At 66.8% G+C, this 12,245-nt stretch carries 8 protein-coding genes; 4 read left to right on the forward strand and 4 right to left on the reverse strand.

Going from position 1 to position 12,245, the window contains the following annotated elements:
* Position 1: 1 nt before the first annotated feature.
* On the forward strand, positions 2–742 hold the full coding sequence (locus tag HCH03_RS03075) for a DUF6198 family protein (protein WP_221688292.1): 741 nt from the start codon (positions 2–4) through the stop codon (positions 740–742).
* Between the two features lie 19 nt (positions 743–761).
* On the opposite strand, the gene HCH03_RS03080 is transcribed toward HCH03_RS03075, so the two are convergent.
* Positions 762–2,006, reverse strand: a complete 1,245-nt coding sequence (locus HCH03_RS03080; protein WP_221688293.1) for a helix-turn-helix transcriptional regulator — start codon at positions 2,004–2,006, stop codon at positions 762–764.
* A gap of 692 nt (positions 2,007–2,698) precedes the next feature.
* On the opposite strand from HCH03_RS03080, the gene HCH03_RS03085 reads away from it, so the two are divergent.
* Positions 2,699–3,877 (forward strand): winged helix DNA-binding domain-containing protein, encoded by a 1,179-nt coding sequence (locus HCH03_RS03085; protein WP_221688294.1) that lies wholly within the window; start codon positions 2,699–2,701, stop codon positions 3,875–3,877.
* 1,113 nt (positions 3,878–4,990) lie between these two features.
* The gene (locus HCH03_RS03090; protein ID WP_221688295.1) at positions 4,991–5,788 is read left to right on the forward strand and encodes a Cof-type HAD-IIB family hydrolase; all 798 of its coding nucleotides are present in this window, start codon (positions 4,991–4,993) and stop codon (positions 5,786–5,788) included.
* Between the two features lie 167 nt (positions 5,789–5,955).
* On the opposite strand, the gene HCH03_RS03095 is transcribed toward HCH03_RS03090, so the two are convergent.
* Positions 5,956–7,443, reverse strand: a complete 1,488-nt coding sequence (locus HCH03_RS03095; protein WP_221688296.1) for an L-cystine transporter — start codon at positions 7,441–7,443, stop codon at positions 5,956–5,958.
* Positions 7,444–7,859: 416 nt separating this feature from the next.
* Positions 7,860–9,287, reverse strand: a complete 1,428-nt coding sequence (locus HCH03_RS03100; protein ID WP_221688297.1) for a C69 family dipeptidase — start codon at positions 9,285–9,287, stop codon at positions 7,860–7,862.
* A gap of 577 nt (positions 9,288–9,864) precedes the next feature.
* Here HCH03_RS03100 and HCH03_RS03105 point away from each other — a divergent pair.
* Entirely contained in the window at positions 9,865–11,361 is a 1,497-nt protein-coding gene (locus tag HCH03_RS03105) for an MATE family efflux transporter (RefSeq protein ID WP_221688298.1), read from the forward strand.
* Positions 11,362–11,462: 101 nt separating this feature from the next.
* On the opposite strand, the gene HCH03_RS03110 is transcribed toward HCH03_RS03105, so the two are convergent.
* Positions 11,463–11,975, reverse strand: coding sequence for a nitroreductase family protein (locus tag HCH03_RS03110; RefSeq protein ID WP_221688299.1), 513 nt, complete (start codon positions 11,973–11,975; stop codon positions 11,463–11,465).
* Positions 11,976–12,245 lie beyond the last annotated feature (270 nt).

Genomic DNA, 12,245 nt, shown 5'->3' on the forward strand with positions numbered 1-12,245 from the left:
CATGCCCCCGGATGCCGAACGTGCGGCCGACGAGTTGGAACCCGCCTTGACGGGGGAGGCCGCCATTGAGCCGGCCGCGCCAGCCGCCGCGCCGTCGCTCGTGTTGCCGGCCGAGCTGGCGTGGGCCGTCTACTTCCTGTTCATCCCGCTTGGCGTGGCCGCCATGGCCCACGCGAATATGGGCCTCGTGCCGGCGGCGGCGCTCCCGTTCGCGCTCAACGCCATCGCGCCCCAGGTGAGCTACGGCGTGTGGTACGTCGTGTTCCAAGTGGGGCTCATCGCCATCCTGTGCGCGGTGCGGCGCACGCTTGACTGGCGCTACCTCATATCGTTCGCGGTGTGCGCCGTGGGCGGGGCGCTCATCGACTTCAACGGCGCGTGGATGAACGATTTGTTCCCGGTGGATTCGCTCGGGCTCTCCTGCCTGCGGTTCGCCGTCGGGTTCGCCATCGTGGCCGTGACGGTGTATTTCTGCACGCGCTGTCAGCTGCCCGTCATGCCCATCGACACGTTTCCGCGCGACCTGTGCGCTGCCATCGACCACCCGTACGCTCGCGTTAAAGTGTGGTTCGACGTCATAACGCTGCTTGTCACCTGCGCCATCGGTCTCGTCGGCGGCGGAGCTCTGTTCGGAATCAACGTGGGCACGGTGGTGTCGGCCTTGCTTATGGGCCGCTCGGTTGGTTTCATCCAGTGCATCATGGACAAGCGGGTGGCCTACCGTAAGCATCTTCCGCTCTGAAGACGCAAGGGCGTTGGCGCTATTTCCAGGTTGAGCGCTTGGCGGCGGTGCCGCGGGCGATGTTGCCGGGCGCGTTGGTTGGCGGTTGCGGGGTTCCTGGTGCAGTCTGTTGCGCCGTTGCCGGTTCCGGCTGCCCGTCGGCTTGCTGCTCGGGGCCGCGCGTCCACGGATCGTCCTTCGCGCTGTTCTGCGCGTACTTCATCCATGCGTCTTCTTGGCGCGCTTCGGCGATCCAGTCGTCTTGCGACTTGAACAGCACGCTGCCCGCCAAGTACACGATGCCGCACAGGATGCCACCCACCACGAACGCGATCCAACTGACGGCGAAGCCGCCTTGACCGGCGCGGATGGCCTCCTTGATCGCAAACTTGTCCATGCCGCCCAGGCCGCCCATCTGGTCGAACAGTGGTACGAAGCCCCATACCAGAAACACGATCAGCGCCAGCAGCATGATGATGCCGCACGTCACGCCCATGATGGACTCGGCCCGCACCTGTTCGGGCGACTTTACGTTGGCGGTGGGCGGCAGGTCGGCGCCCAAGTCCCTGCGGTGCGCTATGTAGGTGAGCTCTGACAGGTTGTACTTCGATTTCTGCAGGCATGCCCACATGATGGTGCCCACGCCCAAGGCGATGAAGAGCATGAAGGGAAGCAGCAAGAAGTCCTCAACGAGCACGCCGCCCACCATGACCTCGCCGTCGTCGGGCGACATGCCCACCATAAATATCACGGCCAGCAGGATGAGGCCCACGCCCCCTGCCATCATGAGGGGGAAGCGGCGGCTGAAGCGGTCGAGCACGTTGGCGCGGTAGCGCGGCTCGATAGCCGGGTTGCGACGCTTGAATTCGCCGTGGCTGAGCGAGCCCATGATGAGGATCATCACGCCCACCACCACGAACGCTAGGAACATGGCCGTCGCGAAGTTCTCGCCGAACACCCCGACGGCGTCGAGGGCTCCTTGCACGCCCACGCCCAGCAGGATGGAGGCCACGCCCGCAACCATGGACAGGTCGAAGCGGTTCATATGGCGGTCGTAGCGCTCGGTGTCGTTGTCGTTCGTCACCTCCACGCTGCCGCGCATGAGGTCGTCGAGGTTCGTATGGAACAGGTCGCACAGCACCAGCAGCTTGTCCATCTCGGGGTAGTTGGTGCCGGCTTCCCATTTCGACACGGTCTGGCGCGACACGCCCAGCTGCTCGGCAAGGCCCTCTTGTGTGATGCCGTAATGCTGGCGCAGGTAGACGAGGTTGTCCGCGAAGGTCATCGAAAGTCCTTTCGTTTCGTGAATGCATCATACCTGAAAGTCGCGCGGTGCTTCGTGGAAGCTGTCGGCCCGCGGAGCCGAATGCCGGCGCGTCTTTCGCGGCTTCTATCTTGCGATTGCGGGCCCGCACGCTCCACCACTTTGGTGTTGCGTTTCGCATTTTTTCGCGCACGCTCAGGTTGCGGAAGCTGTGAACTGGGGTTATGTACCTCCCTGCTCGTTGCGAGTGAAGCGCTGCGCCGCATCTCTTTCTCTCTTGTCATCCTGAGCAGGGGACTGTATCAAAAGCTCCCAAACGCTTGCCGGCGTTGACCGTTCCGTAGGGCAATGGTTCTGCCCTTGCCGTCTACCTGGGAAACGTTGCTTGTCGAACGGCAAGGGCAGAGCCCTTGCCCTACACGACGAGCGAAAACGACGCTTTTGATGCAACCCCACTTCCGAGCACGCGGAGCGGGCGCAGGGGAGGCGTCGCGAAGCGATGAGTGACGAAGCCGCCGGAGTCGAAGGACCTTCGGCAGCGGCAACGGCGGGGCTCGCGGGCATCGCCACGGGGGTGGGATGGGGGCTCAGCCTTTGCGCCCTGCATTTGACAAACGGTTCTGCATGTCGAAGAAGGCTCGCTCGTTTTCCGTGGCGTTCGTTTTCGCCTTTTGGTAAGGTGAGCGGTGTCGGGCACCGAAAGGAACCGCTTCATGGGAGAACCAGGCGTCGAACGCATTCGGAATTTCAGGTTGCATGCACATCACTTGGATGCGCGATACGACGAGGACAACGTGCTTGCTGTCGTGGGCGCGTGCGGCATGCAGAACACCCCGCCGGGCGCATGGAAGGCCGCGCTGCACAACCGCGTTCCCGCGCTGGGCGCGGAGGACCTGGAGCGCTTGCTGCACGAAAAGCGCTCGCTCGTACAAGCGTGGAGCTTTCGCGGCGCGCCGGTGGTGTTCCCTGCGGCGGACAGCGACGCGTTTCTGACGGCGCTGGTGCCGCAGAAGGACGAGCCGTGGGCATACACGCAGGGCATCGGCTTGGCGCTCGACGCTTTGGGGATGGAATTCCACGAGGTGCTGGCCCTGCTGGAACGGGTCATGCCGAAGCTGGACGACAAGGTCGTCGTCAGCAAGACCGCGCTTGACCAAACGTTGGCCGACTGGGTCGAGCCGCTGCTGCCCGCAGGCAAACGGGAGCCGTGGCGCGCGCCGTCGATGTACGGCAGTCCCGACAAGCAGACGGTGGGCGGCGCGGCGGTGTCCTTCCTGCTGCGTCCCTGCGCGTTGAAGGGGCTGGTGGTGTTCGGCGAGCGCTCCGGCGCGAGCCCTGCGTTCACGTCGTTTCGGGCGTGGCTCGGCCGGGGGCTGGAGCCCAGCAAGGACGCGCCAAAGAAGCTCGTGCGGAAGTTTCTGCACTGCTACGGTCCTTCGACCGCCGATCGGTTCGCCAGCTGGCTCGGTTGCTCGGGCAAGCAAGCGCGGCGCCTGTGGAAGACCGTCGGCGATGAGATGGAGCCGTTGACGTGCGATGGCAAGCGGGCCTACGTGCTGGCGGCCGACCGGGAGCGCCTGTTCGCGCCCGAGCCTCTCGAGCGTGAGCTGCTTCTGCTGTCGGCGCACGACCCCTACCTCGACCAGCGTGATCGTGTCGTTCTTCAAGCGGACAAAACGCTGCAGCGTCGGATATGGCGCACCGTAGCCAATCCGGGCGCCGTCGTGCGGCGTGGCGAGATCGTGGGCACGTGGACCGGCAAGAAGAAAGGCGCCGGTTTGGAAGTCGAGGCGAGCCTGTGGGCCGGCGATGTCGACGTGCGCGAGCTGCGCGACCTTGCCAAGGACTACGCCGCCTTCCGCGGCTTGGAGCTGGTTGGCTTCAAAGCGTAGCGCCGATGAGGGGGCGTGAGGGCGCGGTGCGGTGCCGATGATGCGGGCGGTGGCCGCGCCTCGTCTCCGCGGTTCCCTTCAGGTGCCGGCTCGGGGCTTCTGCGGCGGCGATCGGACGGTCGGGTGCCTCTCCCTGCTCCTGCCATCGGGTGGTCGGGTACCCCTTCCATCTCCGGCGTTTGAGCGATGGACGGCATTTCGGGTGTCCGCCGTTAAGCCGCCATCGACGCGTCCCGCCTAGCGCCCGACGGCGAGCTGGTGCCGCGCTTTCTTGAACGCGCTGCCGGCAGCGGCTCAGCAGCGGAAAATCCTGCGTTTGGTGCAAAAATCACCGACGTCCCCCGCCCGAATCGCCCGCCAAAGTCCCTCCGCACGCCCGTCTTCGCATGCCGCACGCGTTTCCGCAGGTCGCGAGATTTCAAAACCAACGAGATGCCCTGCGGGCTCCCCAAGAAGGGGGGCTTCGGTGATTTTTGCACCGATCCCCTGCGCTCCGCCGTTAAACCACCATCGACATGCACCCGGCCAGGTTGTCATCCTGAGCATGCAACAGTCCAGTGGACTGTTGCACTCCAGAGCACGCGGAGCGGGCGCAGGGAGGCATCGCGAAGCGATGAGCGGCGAAAGCCGCCGGAGTCGAAGGATCCCGCGCGGCGCCAGCAGCAAGCGCTTTCGGTTGGCACCGCGCGGGATCCTTCGTCCCCGCTTCGCGGGGCCTCCCTGCGCCCGCTCCGCGTGCCCGGGGCCTCGACAGTCCGCCGGACTGTCGAATGCTCCGCTCGCTCAGGATGACAAGCCGCCCGTTCGTCGTACCGACTCGCCGCGTTCGCCTGCCGTATCGGCCCGCCATGCCGGCTTGCTCTGTCGGTCCGTGGCGCCGGTTGGTCGCCGAGTCGGCGGAAAGCGTCACTTGTTCGCTCAAGTGCCTGGTCAAGTTGTCGGTTTGTTCAAATTCCTGCAAAGTATCGGTGGAGAAACGATGCCGTGCGAAAACGGGCCGTACAATGGCTTCGAAAACGGAAGCGACGCAGCTCGCTTCAGGTGGCTCTTCACCTGCTTTTTCGGCATTTCACCCCTCCTGTGCGGCTGCGTCCCAACATGGAAGGTTTCCCTATGATCAAGTTTATCGCCAGCGACATGGACGGCACGTTCCTCGACGAGAACGAATGTGTGCCCGACGGCGCTTTCGACCTCATCCTGCGCCTGCGCGAGGCGGGCGTGCGATTCGCGGCCACATCGGGGCGGCGTTTCGACACGCTGTGCGAGCTGTTCGAACCCATCGTCGATTGCATGGACTTCGTGGCGTCGAACGGCGCGCAGGTTGTCGTTGAAGGCGAGTTGGTGGACTTGGAGGTGTTCTCGCACGCGGCCGTGAAGCGGCTCGCGGGCGTTGTGGATATGTTCGACACCATGCACCTGGCGCTGTTCGACGAGACGCGCAGCTACCTTTTGGACGACGAGGAGCGCTTCGAGCGCGAGGTGGACAAGAATCTGCCGAATCCCGTGCGCGTGCTCGACGTGCCCTCTCCGCGGACGAGTATCTTGAAAGCATCGGTGTACTGCGACGATGCCGTCATGGACATGGCCTACATCCTCACGCGCGAACTGGACGACGACTTCGTGTTCGCGCCGTCCGGCCGCAAGTGGATCGACGTCATGCAGCGCGGCGTGAGCAAGGCCACCGGCGTCGGCCAGGTGTTGGACGCCCACGGCATCCGGCCCGAAGAGATGATGGCGTTCGGCGACTCGATGAACGACTACGAGATACTGCGCATGGCGGGAACGAGCGTGGCCATGGGCAACGCCCGCTCCGCCATCAAGCAGATAGCCGCGAATACCATCGGCACGAACGCCGAGCACGGCGTGCAGAACGAGCTGCGGAAGGTGCTGGCGGGTATCGAGGGCAGGTAGACCTCCGGACGGGTAATCTCCCGATCGCCCGGCGCGGCGCCCTCGCAACGGCACGGGCAATGCGGCGAGCGCGCGGAAGAGCTGGCAAGTCCTTTCCGCGTCCTCTGTTGCCGGGGCATCGCCCGTTGGTTGCCCGCTCTGGGTGATCGGCGGGCGATCAACCGCTGCTATAGCTTCGCGTGTTCTTCGCCGCTCACGCGGGCGTTCGGGTCGCGTAGCACGGCGCGGTCGAGGTCGCCCACGGCGTTCGACGCGGTGACGCCGGCCACCATGGAGTCGCTCACGTTGAGCGCCGTGCGGCCCATGTCGATGAGCGGCTCGACGGAGGCCAGCAGGCCCACGATCTCGATGGGCAGCCCCATGGTGCCCAGCACGATGAGCGAGGCGAACGTCGCACCGCCGCCCACGCCCGCCACTCCGAACGAGCTGATCACCACCACGGCCACGAGCCCGGCTACGAACGTCGGCGAGAACACGTCGATGCCCACGGTGGGGGCGATGATGGTGGCCAGCATGGCGGGGTAGATGCCCGCGCACCCGTTCTGCCCGATGGACATGCCGAAGCTGGCCGAGAAGTTCGCCGTGGCCTCGCCCACGCCCAGGGCGCGCGTTTGCGTCTCGATGTTGAGGGGCACCGCTCCCGCGCTCGAGCGCGCCACGAACGCGAAGCTGAGCACGGGGAACGCTTTCTTCAGATACGTGAGGGGGCTCACGCGGTTCGCCAGCAGGATAAGGCAGTGCACCAGGAGCATGAAGAGGAGCGCTGCGTAGGACACCGCCACGAATTTGCCCAGATCGAGGATGGCGGCGTAGTCGCTCGTAGCCATGACATGGGCGATGAGCGCCAGCACACCGTAAGGCGTGAGAGCGAGCACCATGGATACGATGCGCATGACGATGCCGTACAGGCTGTCGATGAGTTGCTTGAAGAACGCGGCCTGCCGCCCGGCGCTGGCGGCGGCATCGGCGGCGTCGTCGGACGCGGGGCTTTCGCTGCCGGCTCCGTCCCCGTCGTCTCCGCGGGCGCGCAGCTTCAAGTAAGCTATTCCGGTGATCGCGGCGAAGATGACGACGGCGATGGTGGAGGTGGCGCGGCTCCCGGCCAAGTCGGCGAACACGTTCACGGGAACGAACGACAGGATCATCTGGGGCAGCGAGAGATCCGCCACCTGCTGCTGCTCGGTTTGAAGCGCTTGCAGGCTGTCGGCGCTCGCGCCCGCTCCCGCGTCGGTGAAGCTGGCGCCTGCGAGCCCCGAGAACGCCACCGCCGCCCAACCGGTAAGCGCCGCCACCGCCACGGTGCCCAGCAGCACGGCCAGCACGACGGCGCTGATGCGCCCCAGGTTCTCGGTGACCTTCGTGCGGGTGAACGCGCCCACGATGGCTACGAACACGAGCGGCATCACCAGCATCTTCAGCAATGCGATGTAGCCCTGGCCCACGATCGACATCCAATCGAGCGCCGTCGAGGCGGCGTCGCTTCCGCGCCCCAGCGCCAGCTGAATGCCGATTCCCAGCGCGATGCCCAGTCCCAGCGCCGTGAACACGCGCGGCGTGAAGCCCATGCCCTTGGCCTTCATGAAGCGCAGGGCTAGGAGCAGGGCGACGAACACGGCCAGGACGGCCGCTACGGGAAGGATGGCATCGAGGGACATGGCGGTTCTGGCTTTCTCGCGCGCGTGGTTTCAGCGGTTGCTGCGAAATAGTATGCGGCCGCACCTGCTGGACGCGGCCGCATGCGGGTGATTTGTCTCTGGTCTGTTGACCAACGCCAACAGGACGGCAACAAGGGCGAGCGGAAACCTTCAAGCGCCTCCGAGGGTGGTGTATCAAAATTCGCCGCAGGGCGCCGCTTAGACGGTCCCGCCGTAGGGCAAGGGCCCTGCCCTTGCCGTCGACCTGGGAAAATGTTGTCTTGCCGAGCGGCAAGGGCAGGGCCCTTGCCCTACGACACCAGCGAAGCGGTCCTTTTGGTACAGCCTTGTTCGCGTGTATGCGCGAAAACGCGAACCGCAGCCGCTTTTCCGGCTTCGTCGAAACGGTCGATCAGGGGGATCGCTCCTGCGGCGGCCTACAGGTTCTCGTCCATGTCGAACGACAAGGGGGAGTCCTCCGCCTCGGCCATGATCGCGTCCTGCAGCAGCGTGCGCGTGTCGGCCAGCAGCTCGTCCATGAACGCGCGGTTCGCGCCGGTCAGGGCCTCGGTGAGCGCTTCGCCTTTCAAGGGGGCGCAGGCGCGGTCGGTGGCGGCGACGAAGGCGTGGGCCTTCTGGCGGCTGGCCTTCAGATAGTCTTCCACGCGGCGCGCCACCAGCGGGTAGCGGCTCTCGGCCAGCACGTCCAGCGTGCGTAGCAACCAATAGACGCTCTCGGGATCGGGACGGCGGGCCTCGCTCTCCCAGGCGGGGTGCACGGCCGAGGCGTTCGCGAAGAAAGGCACGAACGGCGAGAACGCCGTGGTGGCCAGCGACACCCAGTGAACGCCCGCGCGCTCGGGCGGCAGGCCGGGGCGAATCTGCAGCACATGGCCTTCCTGCGTGCGCGACAGCGCGATGGCGCGGTAGCGGGTACGGCTGCGCTCGTCGCCGTCCGAGCCCAGCGGGTCGAACGGCGTGCCGTCGAAGTGCGAGGCCAGCAGCTGCGCCACGTCGTCCACGTCCAAAAGACGGTTCGCACGGCGGATGAACGGCAGGTCCAAATCCTCGGGCTGCTGCTCGACCTCGGGCGTGAACAGGCGCTGGCCGAACCAGACGCGCGGAGCGTTGTAGTGGGTGTCCTGCTGCGAGTACGTGCCGAAGATGCGGCGGAAATCGAACGTGCCGGGGCGCGGGTTCAGGTGGTTGTCTTCCACGAACTCGCGAATGCCGTCGGAGTGCAGGAAGTCGGGCGATTCGAAGTCGACCTCCTGGATGGAGATGCGGTTCGCGCACACGGCGTACGCGTCGTCGGGGATGCGCTGCGCCACCCAGTGGTGTCCGGTGGCCAGCTCCATGTACCACACCTCGTCGGCGTCGGCGAACAGGATGCTGTTGCCCTCGGCCGACCCGTGCTCGGCCACGATGGCCGCCACGCGCTCCACGCCCGCGCGCGCCGAGGAGATGAAGGGCAGCACCACGGTGACGAGCGCGTCTTCGGCCAAGCCGCCTTCCTCCACCAGCGGGTCGTGCGCCAGCACGCGTTCGTTGGCGTAGGTGGATTCGGTGGCGCTCATGGCCACGCCGGCCGCGTTGATGCCGGCTTCCTCGTAGGCGCCCTCGGACTGATCGACGTCGGGCGTGGACGTGTAGCGCAGGCCCGCCCCGTCCAGTTCCATCGAGAATTGGTTGTTGGCCGACACGAACGACTCTTTCTTGTGCACCCGCTCGGGCACGACGGTGAAGCGCTTCGGCGCGCAGGCTTCCGCATGGTCCTCGGTGCGGGCGATGAGGGTGGAGCCGTCGAGCGTGGCCGCCTTCCCCACGAGGACGGATGTGCATGCGCAGTGGGTGAGTCGGGCCATGAGGGCTCCTCTCGTTCGATGATGCCGATGGTTGACATGGTACCTCGTGATGGCGCGGGAGTGCGGGATCTCTTTCGCTGGAGGTCTATCGGTTTCGGACTTCGGAGCCCGTTCTGCGCGGATTCGCGTGACAACGATCGCCGGGCGTGCCGTGCCGAGGGCCGCGTTCGCATCCCGCCGTCCCGCGCGAGCGGAAGGTCGGCAGCCTGACGTGCTGTCGCGGCGTGCCGGTTGACGGGGCCGGGGCGGCGCGGTATGCTGGGCGGCGTTTTCGTACACCCCTTTGGAGGATTCGTGATACTTTGCAGGGCTGCGGCTCCGCGCGTGATCGCCGATGAAGCATCGCACGGAGCAGGGACGAGCATAGTCATCGGCATCGGAAGGCGCGCCGCCTAGAGGCCCGTCGTCTTCGTCGATGCCGGAACGCCGAACTCGCAAGCGCCGCAGGTGATGATTCATCTGCGGCGCTTTTTTGCGCGCTGGCTCGCGGACCCGTTGACGATGCGTCGTTGCGGGGAGTATCCGCCGAGGCTCGGTGCGCGTTCCTTGTCCCGCATTCCGAGATCCAAAGAGGTGCATGGTGTCTACTTCCGTTTCGTTTTCCGAGGGGCCGCTGTTCCGGCAGCTGCTCTCGTTCGCTTTGCCGCTTATGGCGGTGAACCTTCTGCAGTACGTGTACCAAGCGGTCGACATGGTGGTGGTCGGCCAGGTGGTGGGCGATGTGGGGCTGGTGTCCATCAGCAACGCGACGAACGCCGCCTTTCTGGTGAACGCATTCGTTATCGGGCTGACCGCCGGGGGCGGCGTGGTGGTGGCGCGGGCCGTGGGTGCGCGCGACGCGTTCGCGCGGCGGCGCGCCTATGCGGCCACGCTCGCGGTGGCGCTGTTGGCGTCGGCGGCCATCGCGGCGGCCGGCATGCTGTTGGCGCGGCCGGCCTTCACGGCGAACGCGGTGCCCGCCGCCGCGCTCGACGATGCCGTAGCCTATACGGTGGTCATGTGCTGCGGCGCCGTGGGGCCGTTCCTAATGAATGCCGCCGCGGCGTTTTTGAAGGCGCAGGGCGATGCGTGGACGCCGCTTGTGCTGGTGGGCGCGGCGGCCTTTGTGAACGTGGCGCTCGACTTGGTGCTGGTGGGGCCGGCAGGCCTCGGCGTGGTGGGGGCCGCGTTCGCCACGGTGTCGGCGCAGGGGCTCGCCGCCGTGCTGGCGCTCGCGTTCGTGTGGCGGCGCTATCCCGAGGTGCGGCCGTTCGGCCGGGGCGGGGCTGCGCCGGGGCAAGGTCGCGGTCGCGGCGGAGCGCTGGAGGACGGCCGGCGCCAGGGTCGTGACGGTGCGCCGCTCGGCCGAGCCGGCCGCCGCGCGCCCGGGTTGGGCGCCGCCGTGCTGGCGGTTCTGCGCGTGGGCGTTCCGTCGGCCGTGCAGATGGCGGTGGTGAACCTGTCGTACGCGCTGGTCACGGGCTTGCTCAACCGCTACGGCACCGATGTGGCCGCGGCTGCCGGGGTGGGGCTGCAGATCAGCACCATCGCGGGGCTTCCGTGCTGGGCCATCGGCCAGGCCATCACCACGGCCGCCGCGCAGAACGCCGGGGCGGGCGAGCTGCGCCGCGCGCGCGACGTGGTGCGGCTGGGCGCCGTGCTCAACATCGGCGTCACGTTGAGCATCCAAGTGCTCATCCAACTGCTGGCTCCGGCCATCGTGGCGCTGTACGGCCTGACCGAGCCGGCGACGCTCGACGTGGCCGTGCTCTACCTGCGCATCACGTGCAGCGTGAACGGGCTGTTCTACGCGGCCATGTACAGCTTCGACTCGTTCGCGCTCGGCGCCGGCTCGCCGCGGCTCGTGCTGGCGAACTCACTCATCGACGCGTTCGCCGTGCGCTTCGGCCTGGCGTTCCTGCTGAGCGGCGTGCTGGGCGCGGGCTACGTGGGCATCTTCGTGGCGCAGGCGGCCTCGCCGGTGATCCCGGCGATCATCGGCGGCGCGTATGTGCGCCACTGGTCGCGTTCGCGCGGGGTGGGGCGGGCGCGAACGGCTCAGGCGGGCGCCGTTGGAGAGCGCGCTGCCCGATGACGAGCCCCGGCCGTCCTTGCCGGCGAGGCCGGAAGGGCGGCCGGGACGGGCTCCTCCCAAGAGGGGGTCTTGCTCCTTACCGTTCCTTGCTCGTGCCCCTGCTACGCCGTCGTCACCAGCTCGCTTGCGGGGATCCGCTCGACAGCGTGGCGGTCGGGGCTCTTCGGCTCGCAGGCGGCGTGGCCCACGGCCAGGATGTTCACCGGCACGAGCGATTCCGGCAGATCGAACTCCGCACGCACGACGGCGGGGTCGAAATGGCATATCCACACGCTTCCCAAGCCCAGGTCGGCGGCGGCCAGCATCATATGGTCGGTGAGGATGGAGGCGTCGATGTCGACGGTGCGCATCCCGTCGATCGGGCGCCGCCAGGCCTGCTCGCGGTCGGCGCACACGACGAACGCGAGCGGCGCGCCGTGCAGGTTGGCCGCCCGGCCCAGCTTCGCGAGCCCCTCCTCGCTGGACACCTGCACGATGCGGACCGGTTGGCGGTTCGCGGCGGTCGGCGCGACGCGGGCGGCTTCGACGATGGTGTCGATGCTCTCCTGGTCGACGGGATCGGGTCGATAGGCGCGGATCGAGCAGCGTTTTTTGGCAAGGTCGAGAAACGTCATGAGATGCTCCTGTTCTCTTTGGTCGGAAAGGCCGGCTTCGTTCGCAATCCATGCTACTCGCCAGTATCTTTCAGGCAAGTAGGCACTTTTTCGGAATATACTATCCAAAAGGAAAGCAAGGGATCGACTGCGCCTCCGGTCACCCGCGTGGCGAACGCTCGCAAACGAACCGCTCGGCCGGAGCCTCCGCATGCGGAAGGGGTCGCCAACGCGCGCATGGGAAAGCGGCCGGATGCCCCGCATTTGGAAGAAGGCGCGAACGCTCCGCGC

The sequence above is a fragment of the Gordonibacter massiliensis (ex Traore et al. 2017) genome (assembly GCF_019731765.1).
In the GTDB taxonomy this organism is placed as follows: domain Bacteria; phylum Actinomycetota; class Coriobacteriia; order Coriobacteriales; family Eggerthellaceae; genus Gordonibacter; species Gordonibacter massiliensis.

Bases quoted from the DNA above. Each gene is read 5' to 3' on its own strand.
- HCH03_RS03075 (WP_221688292.1), top strand. From the start codon at position 2: ATGCCCCCGGATGCCGAACGTGCGGCCGACGAGTTGGAACCCGCCTTG.
- HCH03_RS03080 (WP_221688293.1), bottom strand. From the start codon at position 2,006: ATGACCTTCGCGGACAACCTCGTCTACCTGCGCCAGCATTACGGCATC.
- HCH03_RS03085 (WP_221688294.1), top strand. From the start codon at position 2,699: ATGGGAGAACCAGGCGTCGAACGCATTCGGAATTTCAGGTTGCATGCA.
- HCH03_RS03090 (WP_221688295.1), top strand. From the start codon at position 4,991: ATGATCAAGTTTATCGCCAGCGACATGGACGGCACGTTCCTCGACGAG.
- HCH03_RS03095 (WP_221688296.1), bottom strand. From the start codon at position 7,443: ATGTCCCTCGATGCCATCCTTCCCGTAGCGGCCGTCCTGGCCGTGTTC.
- HCH03_RS03100 (WP_221688297.1), bottom strand. From the start codon at position 9,287: ATGGCCCGACTCACCCACTGCGCATGCACATCCGTCCTCGTGGGGAAG.
- HCH03_RS03105 (WP_221688298.1), top strand. From the start codon at position 9,865: ATGGTGTCTACTTCCGTTTCGTTTTCCGAGGGGCCGCTGTTCCGGCAG.
- HCH03_RS03110 (WP_221688299.1), bottom strand. From the start codon at position 11,975: ATGACGTTTCTCGACCTTGCCAAAAAACGCTGCTCGATCCGCGCCTAT.